Here is a 15742-nt window from a genome sequence, read left to right as displayed (position 1 = left end):
TACTTGGTTCTTTTTAATATAGCACTCGCCACAAATAAAAAGTTGCATAAGATTCCCAGTTAATCCAATTTAATGCGAAATCTTTTATTTCATTTTTAGTCGGTTTATTTTCGGAACCTGTTATAAATTTAATTGCATTATGCAAACCAACATCATCAATTGGAAAAGCTGAAGGGAACCGTAAACAGCGCATTAAAACATAGTTGGCAGTCCACGGCCCTATACCATGGATAGCAGTTAATTGTTTTTCAGCATGTTTCACATCTTGTATTTGTAGTAAAGATTCTTTTGATAGTTTCCCTTCTGTAATAAACTGCGCAATACCAATTAAATATTCACATTTTCTAGTTGTCATCTTCAATTTTTTAAGATCCTCTACATGTAGAGTTGCAATCGTTTCAGGAGAGGGGAATATCCAATGTTTTCTATCGTTCCATTCTACATACTTCCCAAATTGCTCGACTAATCTTCTTTTTAGCGTATAAGCATATGTGAGGTTAATTTGTTGACCGATAATTCCCCAGGAAAGTGCTTCAAATAAATCTGGAATACCTAATGTACGAAGTCCATAATACTTTTGAATAGGTCCTTGAAGGAGTGGATCATGTTTTGCTAATTTATAAAAGGGAGTTAAATCCGTAGTTAAATCAAACCACTCTTTTACATAGTTAGCTACAACATCACATATCCATTTTTCAGAGATATATGATTCTCCTAAAAAACGTATTTGAATATTGCCATCGGTATTCATACTAATTTCAACTAAAGGGTTTACATCTTGAACAGGGATAACTTTATAAATTTTGTTATCTTCAATATGAAACATACATTCATTGTTAGAACGTGAAAGATAGCGTAAGTTTTCTTGGAAACTAAATTCTTTTGGAACTACTAAAGTTAATGTGCTATTATATTCTGCTGTCATATGGATTCCACCTGTAACTTTTCTAATGTAAGCAATTCTTTCTTCATCTCTAACCCTCCTCTAAAACCAGTTAGTTTTCCATCTTTTCCTATAACGCGATGGCAAGGGATTGTAATGAGAAGAGGATTGGCAGCAATAGCAGAAGCAACGGCGCGCACAGCTTTAGGTTTTTGAATTCTTTCAGCAATTTCTGTATAAGAATATGTTTTTCCATAAGGAATTTCACGTACCGTATTCCAAACAGATAATTGAAAGTCCGTTCCGTAAGCATCGATAGGGAATGTAAAAGTTTCTCGCTTGTTTTCTAAATACTCGATAACTTCTCTCGTATATGTTTGCAAGTAGTCTGGGTTGCGGGTCAATATATGTTGTGGCAGTTTTTTTCTAGCCCATATATTTAGTTCTTCGAAGTTTTCGTCTTGGGATCCTATGAAACATAGTCCATTTTCAGTTGCAGCAATATGAAAGTTCCAATTTTTATGTGTAAATAGCGTCCAATATATAGATTTATTTTTGTGGGAATTCATTATTGTATCCCTCTTTCATTTCGTTTTTTTTTCGATATTCAGTAGGAGTAAATCCGGTTTTCTTTTTAAATAGAGTTGCGAAATACTCTGGGTTTTCTATCCCGACAGCAGTACTAATTTCCTTAACGGCTTGATTTGTATGTGAAAGGAATTCTGCGGCTTTAACAATCCTGAATTGCTGTATATATTCTATTGGACTTATTCCTATCAGTCTTTTGAAAGTGCGTTGTAAATGAAATGGGCTACCGTGGCACATTTCCGCGAGTAGGTCGAGAGTTAACCCTTCGTCATAATGTTTTTCAATATAGTCTTTAATTTGTTCTACCCACTCTTCATTAGGTAAAGTGATCCCATTTGGTTTACAACGTTTGCACGGACGAAAGTTTTCATGCAATGCTTGCTCTGCATTTAGAAAAATTCGTACGTTGTTTTTATTCGGTATTCTCGATTTGCACGATGGTCGGCAAAAGATCCCAGTCGATTTCACAGCATAAAAGAATTTGGTATCATAGGAAGAATCATTATGAATAATTGCTTGCCAATGCTCACTTGTTAACGTAAACCCTTTATTGTGCAAAGAACATCACCTCTGAAATTAGTATAACCTGAATAATGTGCATATGTACGTATTCACAAATGTAAGAGCAAGATTACAAAGATGAAAATATGATTGTTTTTCTATTTTGTGTTAGCATGAAAATTGAAAATGCACATCAAGAGGAGGAACATAAATGAAGTTGATTTCATGGAATGTAAATGGTTTGCGAGCAGTTATTGCAAAAGGCGGATTTCTAGAATATCTAGAAGAATCTAATGCAGATATATTTTGTTTACAAGAAATTAAATTACAAAGTGGACAAATCGATTTAGATATAGAAGGATACTATACATACTGGAATTACGCTGTGAAAAAAGGGTATTCGGGAACTGCTATTTTTACAAGAAAAGAACCGATTTCTGTTACATACGGTTTAGGGATTGAAGAGCATGATCAAGAAGGACGAGTTATTACGTTAGAATTTGATGATTTTTATATGATAACGCTGTATACACCAAATTCTAAACGAGGATTAGAACGTTTAGATTACAGAATGGAATGGGAAGATGATTTCAGGGCTTATATTAAGCGATTAGATGAAAAGAAACCAGTTATTTTTTGTGGCGATTTAAATGTTGCTCATAAAGAAATAGATTTAAAAAACCCGAAAAGCAATCGGAAAAATCCTGGTTTTTCCGATGAAGAAAGAGAAAAAATTACACGTGTTTTAGAGGAAGGGTTTATTGATACATATCGATATTTATACCCTGAACAAGAAGGGGCGTATTCATGGTGGTCATACCGCATGGGAGCGCGGGCGAAAAATATCGGATGGCGTTTAGATTACTTTATCATTTCCGAAAGGTTAAAACATAAAATTCTCGATGCGAAAATTAATAGTGAAGTAATGGGATCAGACCATTGTCCAGTTGAATTACGTATGGATTTCTAAAAAAAAGTATCTTCTTGAAAAAGGAGATACTTTTTTTTGTTCAGTTTGTTAAAATTTTTCAAATCATTCTTGAAATAATCTGATATTAAATATATACTTAATAACGATAATCATTATCAATGATAACGATTATCGTTGGTTGAGGGTTGTAAAGAATTTAATACTAGGGGAAGTGAACGAGAATGGCTCTCCATTTTACGTAGATTTGTTAACAATGTGAAATATAGATGAGGATTATGTTTCATATAATTAAATTTTATTGTTGGAATAATATATTTAAAGGTTTCGAGAGGAGATAAATAAATATGAACAAGAAATTATTTACATTAGGGATGGTTACAGTTTTAAGTGTAGGTTTAGCAGCGTGTAATAGTGCAGATAAAACTTCTGGGGAGCAAAAACAACAGACAAAAGCTACAGAAACGAAAAAAGATGAAAAGCGAAAAATTACATATTTAGGTAAAGAATATACAGTACCAGCAAAAGTAGATAAAATTGCGACAGCTAGTTTAGAGTCGATGGAAGATGCGGCAGTGCTTGGAATTAAGCCAGTAGGGGCGATTACTGTAGGTGGTAAATTACCAAAGTATCTTGAAAAAGATTTAGAAGGTGCAAAATCTGTAGGTGAGAAAATGGAACCGAATTTCGAAACATTACTTCAATTAAAGCCAGATGTTATTACATCAAGTACGAAATTCCCAGCAGAAACAGCTGAAAAATTTACGAAAGTAGCTCCTACATTCCCAGTATCACACGTTTCAACAAATTGGGAAGATAACTTAAAGTTAATGGGAGAACTAACTGGTAAAAAAGATAAAGCAGAAAAAATTATTAAAGATTACAATGCGGACGCTGAAAAAGCAAAAGCAAAACTTGGGGATAAATTAAAAGATAAAAAAGTACTTGTAATTAGATTAAGAGCAAACGACCTATTCCTATATCCAGAAGGAGTATACTTTAATCCTGTAATTTATAAAGATCTTGGACTAACTGCTCCAGAACAACTTAAAACTGTAAAAGCACAAGAAAAAATTTCCTTAGAAAAACTGGCAGAAATTAATCCGGATTATGTTTTCTTACAATATGAAGCAAGCGAAAATAATAAACCGAAAGTGCTAGAAGACATTGAAAAAAATCCAATTTGGCAAAGTATGAATGCTGCGAAAGAAAAGAAAGTATTTGTAAACGTTGTAGATCCAATGGCACAAGGTGGTACAGCTTGGAGTAAAACAGCATTCTTAAAAGAAGCAGTGAAAAATTTATCTAAATAATACAATAAGTAAGGTGCGTTGAATGATATGCAGAAAACGAATGCAGTACCAGTAACCATATTATGTATAGCACCCATACTCATCTTATTTACAGTTATACTTTCTATTTTGTATGGGGCGAAAAGTATTGATGTTGAAACAGTGTGGAATGCATTATTTCATTTTGATCCAAGCGATGTGGATCATAATATTATTATTACTTCACGTTTACCAAGGGTAGTTGCGGCTCTTTTAGTTGGAGCATTTCTAGCAATATCAGGAGCACTTATGCAGGGGATGACAAGAAACTATCTTGCATCCCCTTCTATTATGGGTGTGACGGATGGTGCAGCCTTTGTTATTACACTTAGTATGATTTTTCTTCCGGGAATGTCATCGATCGGTATGGTTTTATGTTCAATGATTGGTTCGGCACTAGGAGCCGGTATAGTGTTTGGTTTTGGCTCACTCCTTCAAAATGGCTTATCCCCTGTTAGGTTAGCAATTATAGGGACAGTTATAGGAACATTTTTAAGCAGTGTATCGGCTGCGATGGCTTCGTATTTTCAAATCTCTCAAAATGTTAGTTTTTGGTTTAATGCAAAGTTAGACCAAGTAGACCCTAATATCATTAAAATCACGATACCTTTCGGGATAATTGGGATAATTTTAGCACTGTTCATATCAAAATCTATTACCATTCTTTCTTTAGGAGAAGAGGTTTCTATTAATCTAGGGCAGCGTACAAAATTAGTTAAAGCGATGGCGATTTTATCAGTAATTTTTTTAACAGGAACGGCAGTTGCTTTAGTGGGGAAAGTTGGTTTTGTAGGCTTAATTATTCCACACATTACTCGCTTTATAATTGGGGTAGATTATAAATGGATTTTGCCATGCGCAGGCGTTATTGGTGGCGTTTTCTTAGCATTATGTGATGTTTTAAGTAGGTTTGTAAATTATCCATTTGAAACACCAATTGGAGTTGTTACATCATTAATTGGTATTCCTTTCTTCCTTTATTTAATCCGTACAAAAGGAGGAGAGAGACATGCCTAAAAGTTCAAGTCAACGTTTTGTAATGACTATTGGGATTATTGTATTTTTAATTTTATGTGCTATTTATATTAGTTTAACGAATGGTACGTTTGATATTACGATTACAGATGTATTTAAAACACTTTTTAGAATAGATCCAGTACCAGAACATGATTTAGTTATTTTTGAGTTTCGTCTTCCGCGCATTGTAATTGCTGGATTAGTAGGATTGGGTCTAGGCGTTGCGGGTGCTGTAATTCAAGGGATTACGAGAAATGGATTGGCGGACCCGGGTATTTTAGGAGTGAATGCAGGGGCAGGTACAGCAATCGTAATTTTTATGTTTTTCTTTCAAGGGCAATTAAAGAGTACAGACTGGGTTTCTATTATGATGATGCCGATGTTTGGCCTAGTTGGCGGGTTAGGTGCGGCGATAATAATTTATCTGTTTTCTTGGAAAAACGGTAAGTTAGACCCGCAGCGACTTTTATTAACAGGGATTGCAATCGGTTCAGGGTTTGGAGCATTCTCTATGTATTTATCACTCAAAATGAAGTCAACTGATTTCGAGATGGCTGCAGTTTGGGTGTCTGGAAGTATATATAGTGCAAACTGGAAATATATTGTTGCTATGCTGCCGTGGCTTATTATATTAATTCCGCTTATACAAAAGAAAGCTTATTTATTAGATTTATTTCAATTGGAAGAAACGAGTATTACAAGTTTAGGTGTTTCAGTAGAACGAGAGAAATCAATTTTACTATTAAGTAGTATCGGGCTTGTGAGCGCATGTGTTGCTGTTTCAGGAAGTATTGGTTTCATTGGCTTAATGGCACCGCATATAGCGAAAAGACTTGTAGGTATTCAGCATAAGCATATCATTCCGACGTGTGGAGTAATCGGAATGTTTTTAGTAATTGCTTCAGACTTTATTGCAAAAACAGTTTTCACACCTGTAGAGTTACCAGTTGGAATCGTTATTTCTATTGTCGGTGTACCATATTTCTTATATTTACTTTATAAGGCGAAAGCGTAAGAGGAGGAATAAAAGTGAGTATTTTAAGTGCAAAAAATTTAGAAACGAGTTATGAAAAGCTTACAGTGTTTCGCGATTTGAATGTGGAAATACAAGAAGGGAAAGTAACGACAATTATAGGGCCGAACGGGTGTGGTAAATCAACATTATTAAAAACAATGGGACGAATTTTAAAGCAAAAAAGCGGTAAAGTGTATTTGCAAGGACAGGATTTAAATACAATTCCAACGAAAGAAATTGCCAAGCTGTTAGCTTTACTTCCGCAAACTCCGATTGCACCAGGAGAACTTAAAGTAGAAGAATTAATTTCTTATGGACGTTATCCACATCGAAATAACGTAAATAAGTTAACTTCAAAAGATAAAGAGATGATCGATTGGGCATTAGATATAACGAAAACATCTGAATTTCGAACGAGACAAATTGCAAATTTATCAGGTGGTCAACGACAAAAGGTATGGCTAGCGATGGCTTTAGCACAAGAGACAGAAGTGTTACTACTAGATGAACCAACTACATATCTTGATATGTCTCACCAATTAGATGTATTGCAAATAGTAGAGAAGTTAAATAGAGAACATAATTGTACGGTCGTAATGGTATTACATGATATTAACCACGCAGCGAGATTTTCAGATGAAATTATCGCAATGAAAGATGGGGAAATCGTTACAACTGGTAGTCCAGAAGAAATCATCACAAATGAAGTATTAAAAGAAGTATTTCATATTGATGCGCGTGTCATGATTGATCCGTATAACGGCTCTCCGGTTTGTTTCGGCTACGATAGCGTTGTATCGCAAGAAGAAAAAGTAGAAATGTATGTAACGAGTTAAAGGGGGATTTACAATGAATACCACTATCGAAAAACAGCAGATTATTATATCTAATACAGAACAGTGGAAAATGTATTCAAAATTAGAAGGTAAGGAATATCAAATTCATATTTCAAAGCCGAAGCAACCAGCACCAGAGTCAGGATACCCGGTCATATATGTATTAGATGGCAATGCCTTTTTCCAAACGTTCCATGAAGCGGTTAAAATACAATCGGTTAGAGCGGAAAAAACAGGTGTTTCACCAGCCATTATAGTTGGTATTGGTTATCCAATTGAAGGGGCATTTTCAGGTGAAGAAAGATGCTATGATTTTACACCTGCCGTAATTTCAAAAGATGCTCCTTTAAAACCGGATGGTAAACCGTGGCCTAAAACAGGTGGAGCGCATAACTTCTTTACTTTTATTGAAGAAGAATTGAAACCACAAATTGAAAATGTTTTTGAAATCGATAAAGAAAAGCAAACGTTATTTGGTCATTCGCTAGGCGGATTATTTGCATTACATATACTATTTACAAATGTAAATGCTTTTCAAAATTATTTTATTAGTAGCCCGTCTATTTGGTGGAATAATCAATCCATACTTGAAAAAGAAGAGAATCTTATAAATGAATTAAATGAAGCGAAGATTGAAACGGGAGTATTCCTTACAGTGGGATCATCGGAGCGAGAGCATATGGTTGTAGATGCAAATGCATTATCAGAACGCCTTCTCCAAGTAAAACACAATAAGTTTATATTTAAGTTTTATGAGGCTGAAGGAGAGAATCATGCATCAGTTGTACCGACTTCTTTAAGTAAGGGTTTACGATTTATTAGTTGTGTGTAGAATGTGTACGAGATATGCATACTCTTCATATTTGGACGTTTGATAAAAAACAGGAGAATCACGAAGTTCCTCAAAATATGATTGATATGTTAAAACAACAGTTCCATATTGAACATGCTACAATTCAAATTGAAACGCTTAAAATTAAACATAACGAAATGATTGTTTAATAAAATGCAACTAAAAGGCTATGGAGAATTTCTCCATAGCCTTTTAGTTGTGTAAGTAGAATTGTCCTTTTTGAAAGTTTTGTTTCAATTTTTCGTCTAAAGAGACAAAAAGTTGTCACAATTCCGTCACAATTAGCATAAACATAAAATAGACGAAATGAACTTACCCCATAAAAGCTCGACTGATTCAACTAATGATTAGTAGGGCTGAAATAAACAACGATTAAAAGTTCACTTTATTCTCAAGGAGGTAGATCGTATGAAAACTATTCTTGCTATCGCTGGGCTTATTTGGGTTTTATCACATGGCATTCCAATTTATGAAGGAGAGCAAATTCGCAGTGCTCTTAATAAAAAATTTAATGAATATCATATCATTGATCGACAAGATAACGTTGTTACTGTTCGAGTAAATGACTGTTTTCATACGGTAACTGTTGAAGGGACTTCCGTAGTGAATGACACAAAAGTATGTGATCAACAATAACTTTATATATAATAGGAAGAAAAAAGTCTCAATTCAAATATGTGAAGATTGGGGCTTTTATTTATCCAGTTATTCGCGGGTTAATAATGAGTGGGAGATGAACAAAGCCCTCGTTGATTAAAGTTTCACTTAAATGGTTTTTGGAAAAGGGACAGGGTATAATGATAATTGAGATTGAGAAGCTAATAATTTGTTAAGAATAATCATATAAACATTAGATACTCATATGGGGTATCAATACATAGATATTTAATGCTATAATTGATATACTCAAAAAGACATTTATTTTTATCAGATGAAGAGAAACTTTAAGAAGGTGATAATATGGATCATAAAGAACATGAAGCGGTAACACATAGATCAGATAAAGAAAAAGAGCAAATTATAAATAGATTAAAGCGAATTGAAGGACAAGTCCGTGGTATTCAAAATATGATTGAAAATGATCGCTATTGTGTAGATATTTTAGTGCAGATTTCAGCGATTAATGCAGCGATGAAAAAAGTAGGAATGGGTGTTCTCAAAAATCATACAAGTCATTGTGTTTCAGGTGCTATTAAGGATGGTAATGGTGATGAAGCAATTGAAGAATTAATGACCGTATTTGAACGGTTTTCAAAGGCTTAAAAACAAGCTAGTATCTAACTAGCTTGTTTTTTGTTTATTTAAGACCTTTACCGTAAAGCTTAGCGACAGCAAGAAGACTAGGGAATTTCAGAGTGTACGTAATAGTTCGATTGATTAAATTCCTGTCATATACCTATAAAGGGTATATGTATGTTTTGTCGTAGAATGAATGGTTTTTTTTCAAAGAATGCTGTGTGGGATAAGAGAAAACAAGGAATTTATAAAAAAATATAAAAGTCATTATATAAAACCATTGATTACCTTAGGGGGGTATGGTAAGATGTAGTTGTGATTAATAAACAATGAAGAAACAAGAGGAGGATTTTAAATGGAACAGTTAACATTAAAAGTTGAAGGTATGTCTTGTGGCCATTGTGTAAATTCTATTGAAAGTAATGTGAAAGAACTAAACGGTGTTGAACAAGTGAAAGTTCAATTAACAGAAGGAACTGTTGAAGTTACTATTGACTCATCAGTCGTAACGTTAAAAGATATCGTTGCTGTAATTGAAGATCAGGGATACGATGTTCAATAATTATTTTTAGATAAGGAAATAAATCGTACTTTAAACGAAGTACGATTTATTTTGCTAATAATTATACCTCATGAGGGTATATAGAGGTGAGAGACATGAATGAACAAAAAGAGGCCAATCTTCAAATATCAGGAATGACATGTGCCGCATGTGCGAATAGAATTGAAAAAGGTCTTAAAAAAGTAGAAGGTGTTCAAGAGGCAAATGTAAATTTTGCGCTTGAAAAAACAAAAATTTTGTACGATCCAACTAAAACAAATCCGCAACAATTTAAAGAGAAAGTTGAATCGTTAGGATATGGTATCGTAAGTGATAAAGCTGAGTTTACTGTTTCAGGAATGACATGTGCAGCATGCGCGAATAGAGTTGAAAAGCGTTTAAATAAGTTAGATGGTGTGAACAAAGCGACGGTTAACTTCGCTTTAGAGTCGGCAACGGTAGACTTTAATCCGGATGAAATTAATGTCAGTGAAATGAAGAGTACAATTTCAAAGTTAGGGTATAAATTAGAAGTGAAATTAGATGAGCAAGATGGATCAACAGATCATCGCTTACAAGAAATTGAACGACAAAAGAAGAAGTTTATTATTTCGTTTATATTATCATTCCCATTATTGTGGGCAATGGTGAGCCATTTCTCATTTACATCATTTATTTATTTACCAGATATGCTTATGAATCCATGGGTACAACTAGCACTTGCAACTCCAGTACAGTTTATCATTGGAGGTCAGTTTTATATTGGGGCTTATAAAGCATTACGCAATAAAAGTGCGAATATGGATGTTCTCGTGGCACTTGGAACGTCCGCAGCTTATTTCTATAGTGTTTATTTAAGTATTCAATCAATTGGTTCCTCAGAACATATGACAGATTTATATTTTGAAACGAGTGCGGTACTTATTACATTAATTATTTTAGGTAAATTATTTGAGGCAAAAGCAAAAGGACGTTCATCAGAAGCTATTAAAAAATTGATGGGATTACAGGCTAAAACTGCTACAGTTGTACGAGATGGAACAGAAATAAAAATTTTAATCGAAGAAGTGGTAGCAGGTGATATCGTCTATGTAAAACCTGGTGAAAAAATCCCAGTAGATGGGGAAATTGTAGAAGGAAAATCAGCGATAGATGAATCGATGTTAACAGGTGAGAGTATTCCAGTTGATAAAACAATCGGAGACGTAGTAATCGGTTCTACAATGAATAAAAATGGATTTTTAAAAGTTAAGGCAACTAAAGTAGGAAGAGACACTGCATTAGCACAAATTATTAAAGTAGTAGAAGAGGCTCAAGGTTCGAAAGCTCCTATTCAAAGGGTAGCGGATCAAATTTCAGGTATTTTCGTACCTGTTGTAGTTGGGATTGCTATTATCACTTTTGTAGTATGGATGGTATTTGTTACACCTGGTGATTTTGGCGGGGCACTTGAGAAAATGATAGCAGTACTTGTTATCGCTTGTCCATGTGCTTTAGGTCTTGCGACACCTACATCTATTATGGCTGGATCAGGAAGATCAGCTGAGTATGGTATTTTATTTAAAGGTGGAGAGCATTTAGAAGCAACGCACCGATTAGATACGGTCATTCTGGATAAAACGGGTACAGTGACAAATGGAAAACCGGTATTAACAGATGTAATAGTAGCAGATGGATTTGATGAGAAGGAAATATTAAAATTAGTCGGTGCAGCAGAAAAAAATTCTGAACATCCACTTGCAGAAGCGATTGTAGAAGGAATTAAAGAAAAGGGAATTGATATCCCAAGTTCAGAAACGTTTGAAGCAATTCCTGGCTTTGGTATTGAGTCGGTTGTAGAAGGAAAACAATTATTAATTGGGACACGCCGATTAATGAAAAAATTCAATATTGATATTGAAGAAGTTTCTAAATCGATGGAAGAATTAGAGCGAGAAGGAAAAACAGCAATGTTAATAGCGATAGATAAGGAGTATGCTGGAATAGTTGCTGTTGCAGATACTGTAAAGGATACTTCAAAAGCAGCTATCGCAAGGCTTAAGAAAATGGGTCTAGATGTCGTTATGATTACAGGGGATAATACACAAACTGCTCAGGCAATTGCAAAGCAAGTTGGTATTGACCACGTCATTGCGGAAGTATTACCAGAAGGAAAAGCAGAAGAAGTGAAAAAACTTCAAGCAAAAGGTAAGAAAGTAGCGATGGTTGGAGATGGAATTAATGATGCTCCTGCCCTTGCTACAGCGGACATTGGTATGGCAATTGGAACAGGAACGGATGTAGCGATGGAAGCAGCTGATATTACGTTAATCCGCGGTGACTTAAATAGTATTGCAGATGCGATCTTCATGAGTAAAATGACGATAAGAAATATTAAGCAAAATCTATTCTGGGCGTTAGCTTATAACGGCTTAGGAATTCCGATTGCGGCGTTTGGTTTCTTGGCACCTTGGGTTGCAGGTGCAGCGATGGCATTTAGTTCTGTATCGGTCGTATTAAATGCATTACGATTACAAAGAGTGAAATTAAAATAATAAAAAACTCAATTAATATAGTAATTGAATATGACTTTTTACAAAAAACAATACTTAAAATAAGTATTGTTTTTTGTTCGTATAGAAAATATATAATGAAGTATGAGTATTGAACAGTATAGAGTAGAAAAGTTAAGTGGTAGTTTGAAAAGGAGATTTTTTATATGTTAAAAGATATTATAATTAGAAGATTCCAGAAAGAGGATTTAGAACAAGTATTACAATTGTTCTATGAAACGGTTCATACGGTTAATGCAAAAGATTATAACGAGTTACAGCTACAGGCGTGGGCTCCAGAGCGACTAGATAGAGAGAGATGGCTACAGTCTTTAGAAGAGAATATTTGTTACGTTGCTGATTATAAAGGTGTGATAGTAGGATTTGGGGATTATAATGATGCTCATTACGTAGATCGCTTATTTACGCATAAAGATTATCAAGGAAAAAGGATAGCTTCATACATACTGCAGAAGTTAGAAAAAGAAGCAGTGAACTTGCAGCATAGGGATATATATACAGAGGCGAGTATTACAGCAAAACCTTTCTTTGAAAGTAACGGTTTTATTTGTATAAAGGAACAAAAGAAACAGCACAATGGCCAGATTTTTATTAATTATGTAATGAAAAAATAGCCTTCTCATAAATGAGAAGGCTATTTTTTCATTATTTTACAGCTTCTTTTAGTTCTTTACCAGCTTTGAAAGCAGGTACTTTAGAAGCTGCGATTTGCATTTCTTCACCAGTTTGTGGGTTACGGCCTGTACGAGCAGCTCTTTCGCGAACTTCGAATGTACCGAATCCGATAAGTTGTACTTTTTCACCAGCAGCTAAAGTGTTAGTGATTGATTCTACTACAGTTTGTAAAACTACAGTAGCTTCCTTTTGAGAAATCTCAGCATTTTGTGCTACGCTTTTAATTAATTCTGTTTTATTCATGTTTTTCACCTCATATGTAAATAATGCTATTTAAGTTGTTATTATAACGTATAAAACATTCGAGAACAAGTGTACGTAGATATATTCACGAAAAAAATGAAATTTGTAATATTTTTTAGGGTCACTTTATAGACATTCAATTTTTCATGCTGTCACACCGATGTAACAAAAAGGTTTTAAACTACATCTAGAGGTGAAAACGTGAATACGCATCATGTAAAGAAAAATCCAAAAAAATCAATCTTAAAGAAATTTATTATTAGTTTAATAAGTATATTAATTATTCCAGTAAGCTTGTATTTCTATGCAACAGAAATAGAACGAAGATTGGTATCGGTCACGTGGAATGAAATAGAAGCTCCTACGATTCCTAAAGAGTTTAATAATAAAAAGATATTGCAATTCTCAGATGTACATTTAGGGCCAGAATTTACATTGAAACAACTAGAAAATTTGGTGGAGAAGATGAATGATTTACATCCAGATATAGTAGTTTTTTCAGGAGATTTAATAGATAAGTTTGGATCTTATAATGCGGAAAGAGAAGAAGCGAAAGGGATTTTGCAGAAAATTCATGCTCCCCTAGGGAAATATGCTGTGTTTGGGAATCATGATAGAGGTGGGGGCGGTAGTTTATTTTACAAAAAGTACATGGAGGAAGCTGGTTTTTCTGTTTTAGTAAATGAAGTGCAGAAAATTAAAGTGGAAAATGGCAAGTATATTACAATATCAGGTTTGGATGATTTCTTATTAGGGAAACCGCAAATAGACTCGACTTTAAAAAACTTAAGACAACAAGATTTCAATATGCTATTAGTACATGAGCCTGATGTTGTAGACAAAGTAGCTCGTTATCCAGTTGATTTTCAAATGTCAGGACATAGTCATGGAGGACAAGTTCAGTTTCCCTTTGCAGGGCCTTTAATTACCACAAAATTAGCTGAGAAGTATGTTGAAGGAATGTATGAATTAGAAGGGAAGAGTAAGCCGTTACATTTATATGTAAATCGCGGTATTGGGACGACTCGAATGCCTGTAAGATTTTGGAGTGTACCGGAACTTTCAGTTTTTGTATTGAAGCAAAATAGTAATTAGAATAGGGTGTTTAACATGTTTGAAAAGAAGAGAACTTTTAATAGAAAGTTCTTTTTTATTGATTTAAATCAGAATATTATGTACCTTTTTATTTAAAGTGTTAAAAGAAAGGGGAATTTCTATGATAGAAACATGGCATAAAGAATTGGAAAGTTTATATAACCAAATGGTTTTGTGGCGAAGAGATTTTCATCAATACCCAGAGCTATCGTTTCAAGAAATAGAAACACCGAAAAAAATAGTTGAAATCTTAAAAAGTTTTCATATTGATGTGAAAACAGATGTAGGTGGAAGAGGTATAATTGGCGTAATTGAATGTGGAAGACCTGGGAAGACGATAGCGTTACGTGCTGATTTTGATGCGCTACCTATTCAAGATGAAAAACAAGTCTCATATAAATCAAAGGTTCCTGGGGTAATGCATGCTTGTGGGCATGATGGACATACAGCAACACTTTTAGGAGTTGCAAAAGTATTAAGTGATAACCGAGACCAGCTTTCTGGAAAAATAGTACTTATACATCAACATGCAGAAGAGAAAGAACCTGGCGGGGCAATTGCTATGATTGAGGACGGTTGTTTAGAAGGAGTAGATGTTGTTTTTGGTACACATTTATCTTCTCAAATGCCATTAGGAATTGTTGGTGCGAAGGCTGGAGCGATGATGGCAGCAGCGGATACTTTTGAAGTGAAGATTCAAGGGCGAGGCGGTCACGGAGGTATGCCGCATCATACTGTAGATGCCATTATCGTTGCGACGCAAGTTATTAATCAGTTGCAACTATTAGTTAGTAGAAAAGTAGATCCGTTACAATCTGCTGTATTAACAGTTGGTACATTCCATGCTGGTCAAGCGGATAATATTATTGCGGATACTGCTACATTTACAGGAACAATTCGGACGTTAGACCCTGAAGTGAGAGAGTTTATGGAGAAGGAATTTAAACGAGTTGTTGAGGGGATTTGTCAGTCTCTTCATGCTGAAGTTAATATTCAATATAAACGGGGTTATCCAATATTAATAAATCATTTAGATGAAACGAGTTATTTTATGGCGCTTGCGGAACGTGATCTTGGAAGAGACAGAGTCATCGAAGTGCCACCGATTATGGGTGGTGAAGATTTTGCGTATTATTTAGAAAATGTTCCAGGAGCATTTTTCTTTACAGGTGCAGGTAATGAAGAAGTAGGTGCAACATATCCACATCATCATCCTCAATTTGATTTTGATGAACGGGCAATGTTAGTTGGTGGTAAATTGCTTTTAACTCTTGTAAATAGTTATTTAAGAGATGAAAAAGAATCTCTTCATAATTTAGATGTGGATGTGACAAAGTAATTTACATAAATAAAAAACAACAATAGGTTATGCAAAGTAACCCATTGTTGTTTTTTATTATTTTTACGAGGGGATAGCATCAACGTATGCCCTGTAATTATTTGAGAAT

Annotated in this window: 17 protein-coding genes and 1 pseudogene; 14 read left to right on the top strand and 4 right to left on the bottom strand. The window is 34.5% G+C overall.

Annotation, left to right across the window (positions count from 1 at the left end):
* Positions 1 to 13: 13 nt before the first annotated feature.
* The 3 genes from QUF93_RS19825 to QUF93_RS19815 are packed head-to-tail and all read right to left on the bottom strand — an operon-like array spanning position 14 to position 2029.
* Positions 14 to 925, bottom strand: coding sequence for a DNA-3-methyladenine glycosylase family protein (locus QUF93_RS19825; RefSeq protein WP_289359969.1), 912 nt, complete (start codon positions 923 to 925; stop codon positions 14 to 16).
* Positions 922 to 1452 (bottom strand): methylated-DNA--[protein]-cysteine S-methyltransferase, encoded by a 531-nt coding sequence (locus QUF93_RS19820; protein ID WP_289359968.1) that lies wholly within the window; start codon positions 1450 to 1452, stop codon positions 922 to 924. Before QUF93_RS19820 ends, QUF93_RS19825 begins: the two co-directional genes overlap by 4 nt.
* Entirely contained in the window at positions 1433 to 2029 is a 597-nt protein-coding gene (locus QUF93_RS19815) for a bifunctional transcriptional activator/DNA repair enzyme AdaA (RefSeq protein ID WP_289359967.1), read from the bottom strand. The genes QUF93_RS19820 and QUF93_RS19815 overlap by 20 nt, the downstream gene beginning before the upstream one ends.
* Before the next feature lie 154 nt (positions 2030 to 2183).
* On the opposite strand from QUF93_RS19815, the gene QUF93_RS19810 reads away from it, so the two are divergent.
* The 12 genes and pseudogenes from QUF93_RS19810 to QUF93_RS19755 all read left to right on the top strand — a co-directional run bounded on the left by QUF93_RS19810 (position 2184) and on the right by QUF93_RS19755 (position 12895).
* Positions 2184 to 2942 (top strand): exodeoxyribonuclease III, encoded by a 759-nt coding sequence (locus QUF93_RS19810; RefSeq protein WP_289359966.1) that lies wholly within the window; start codon positions 2184 to 2186, stop codon positions 2940 to 2942.
* A gap of 305 nt (positions 2943 to 3247) precedes the next feature.
* Complete coding sequence (locus QUF93_RS19805) at positions 3248 to 4213, top strand: iron-hydroxamate ABC transporter substrate-binding protein (protein WP_002121605.1); 966 nt, start codon at positions 3248 to 3250, stop codon at positions 4211 to 4213.
* Positions 4214 to 4240: 27 nt separating this feature from the next.
* Positions 4241 to 5248: a FecCD family ABC transporter permease gene (locus QUF93_RS19800; protein ID WP_289359965.1), complete on the top strand. Its 1008-nt coding sequence runs from the start codon at positions 4241 to 4243 to the stop codon at positions 5246 to 5248.
* Positions 5241 to 6263, top strand: coding sequence for a FecCD family ABC transporter permease (locus tag QUF93_RS19795; protein ID WP_289359964.1), 1023 nt, complete (start codon positions 5241 to 5243; stop codon positions 6261 to 6263). The genes QUF93_RS19800 and QUF93_RS19795 overlap by 8 nt, the downstream gene beginning before the upstream one ends.
* 14 nt (positions 6264 to 6277) lie before the next feature.
* The gene (locus tag QUF93_RS19790) at positions 6278 to 7099 is read left to right on the top strand and encodes an ABC transporter ATP-binding protein (protein ID WP_289359963.1); all 822 of its coding nucleotides are present in this window, start codon (positions 6278 to 6280) and stop codon (positions 7097 to 7099) included.
* Positions 7100 to 7112: 13 nt separating this feature from the next.
* A complete protein-coding gene (locus QUF93_RS19785; protein WP_289359962.1) occupies positions 7113 to 7931 on the top strand; it encodes an alpha/beta hydrolase in 819 nt (272 codons plus the stop codon).
* A pseudogene (locus tag QUF93_RS19780) lies at positions 7928 to 8101 on the top strand (cation diffusion facilitator family transporter); the annotation flags it as partial. The gene QUF93_RS19785 and the pseudogene QUF93_RS19780, both read left to right, overlap by 4 nt.
* Positions 8102 to 8360: 259 nt before the next feature.
* The gene (locus tag QUF93_RS19775) at positions 8361 to 8588 is read left to right on the top strand and encodes a hypothetical protein (protein WP_149885211.1); all 228 of its coding nucleotides are present in this window, start codon (positions 8361 to 8363) and stop codon (positions 8586 to 8588) included.
* Positions 8589 to 8912: 324 nt separating this feature from the next.
* Positions 8913 to 9215, top strand: a complete 303-nt coding sequence (locus tag QUF93_RS19770; RefSeq protein ID WP_002121591.1) for a metal-sensing transcriptional repressor — start codon at positions 8913 to 8915, stop codon at positions 9213 to 9215.
* Positions 9216 to 9543: 328 nt separating this feature from the next.
* On the top strand, positions 9544 to 9750 hold the full coding sequence (copZ, locus tag QUF93_RS19765; RefSeq protein ID WP_002121588.1) for a copper chaperone CopZ: 207 nt from the start codon (positions 9544 to 9546) through the stop codon (positions 9748 to 9750).
* Positions 9751 to 9845: 95 nt separating this feature from the next.
* A complete protein-coding gene (locus QUF93_RS19760) occupies positions 9846 to 12263 on the top strand; it encodes a heavy metal translocating P-type ATPase (RefSeq protein ID WP_289359961.1) in 2418 nt (805 codons plus the stop codon).
* Positions 12264 to 12427: 164 nt separating this feature from the next.
* A complete protein-coding gene (locus QUF93_RS19755; protein WP_289359960.1) occupies positions 12428 to 12895 on the top strand; it encodes a GNAT family N-acetyltransferase in 468 nt (155 codons plus the stop codon).
* A 31-nt stretch (positions 12896 to 12926) separates the two neighbouring features.
* Here QUF93_RS19755 and QUF93_RS19750 read toward each other — a convergent pair whose 3' ends face one another.
* Positions 12927 to 13199, bottom strand: a complete 273-nt coding sequence (locus QUF93_RS19750; protein WP_001043913.1) for a non-specific DNA-binding protein Hbs — start codon at positions 13197 to 13199, stop codon at positions 12927 to 12929.
* A gap of 201 nt (positions 13200 to 13400) precedes the next feature.
* Between QUF93_RS19750 and QUF93_RS19745 the strand changes: the two genes are divergently transcribed.
* Both QUF93_RS19745 and QUF93_RS19740 read left to right on the top strand, forming a co-directional pair.
* Positions 13401 to 14294 (top strand): metallophosphoesterase, encoded by an 894-nt coding sequence (locus QUF93_RS19745; RefSeq protein WP_289359959.1) that lies wholly within the window; start codon positions 13401 to 13403, stop codon positions 14292 to 14294.
* Positions 14295 to 14415: 121 nt separating this feature from the next.
* Positions 14416 to 15633: an amidohydrolase gene (locus QUF93_RS19740; RefSeq protein ID WP_289359958.1), complete on the top strand. Its 1218-nt coding sequence runs from the start codon at positions 14416 to 14418 to the stop codon at positions 15631 to 15633.
* The last annotated feature ends 109 nt before the right edge of the window (positions 15634 to 15742 follow it).

It is taken from the genome of Bacillus hominis, assembly GCF_030348325.1.
Classification (GTDB): Bacteria; Bacillota; Bacilli; order Bacillales; family Bacillaceae_G; genus Bacillus_A; species Bacillus_A hominis.
This window is presented reverse-complemented; position numbering and strand designations above follow the sequence as displayed.

What these genes read in the sequence shown, in the direction of transcription:
- QUF93_RS19825 (WP_289359969.1), bottom strand. Translation starts at nt 925, where the DNA reads ATGACAGCAGAATATAATAGCACATTAACTTTAGTAGTTCCAAAAGAA.
- QUF93_RS19820 (WP_289359968.1), bottom strand. Translation starts at nt 1,452, where the DNA reads ATGAATTCCCACAAAAATAAATCTATATATTGGACGCTATTTACACAT.
- QUF93_RS19810 (WP_289359966.1), top strand. Translation starts at nt 2,184, where the DNA reads ATGAAGTTGATTTCATGGAATGTAAATGGTTTGCGAGCAGTTATTGCA.
- QUF93_RS19805 (WP_002121605.1), top strand. Translation starts at nt 3,248, where the DNA reads ATGAACAAGAAATTATTTACATTAGGGATGGTTACAGTTTTAAGTGTA.
- QUF93_RS19800 (WP_289359965.1), top strand. Translation starts at nt 4,241, where the DNA reads ATGCAGAAAACGAATGCAGTACCAGTAACCATATTATGTATAGCACCC.
- QUF93_RS19795 (WP_289359964.1), top strand. Translation starts at nt 5,241, where the DNA reads ATGCCTAAAAGTTCAAGTCAACGTTTTGTAATGACTATTGGGATTATT.
- QUF93_RS19785 (WP_289359962.1), top strand. Translation starts at nt 7,113, where the DNA reads ATGAATACCACTATCGAAAAACAGCAGATTATTATATCTAATACAGAA.
- QUF93_RS19775 (WP_149885211.1), top strand. Translation starts at nt 8,361, where the DNA reads ATGAAAACTATTCTTGCTATCGCTGGGCTTATTTGGGTTTTATCACAT.
- QUF93_RS19770 (WP_002121591.1), top strand. Translation starts at nt 8,913, where the DNA reads ATGGATCATAAAGAACATGAAGCGGTAACACATAGATCAGATAAAGAA.
- copZ (WP_002121588.1), top strand. Translation starts at nt 9,544, where the DNA reads ATGGAACAGTTAACATTAAAAGTTGAAGGTATGTCTTGTGGCCATTGT.
- QUF93_RS19760 (WP_289359961.1), top strand. Translation starts at nt 9,846, where the DNA reads ATGAATGAACAAAAAGAGGCCAATCTTCAAATATCAGGAATGACATGT.
- QUF93_RS19755 (WP_289359960.1), top strand. Translation starts at nt 12,428, where the DNA reads ATGTTAAAAGATATTATAATTAGAAGATTCCAGAAAGAGGATTTAGAA.
- QUF93_RS19750 (WP_001043913.1), bottom strand. Translation starts at nt 13,199, where the DNA reads ATGAATAAAACAGAATTAATTAAAAGCGTAGCACAAAATGCTGAGATT.
- QUF93_RS19740 (WP_289359958.1), top strand. Translation starts at nt 14,416, where the DNA reads ATGATAGAAACATGGCATAAAGAATTGGAAAGTTTATATAACCAAATG.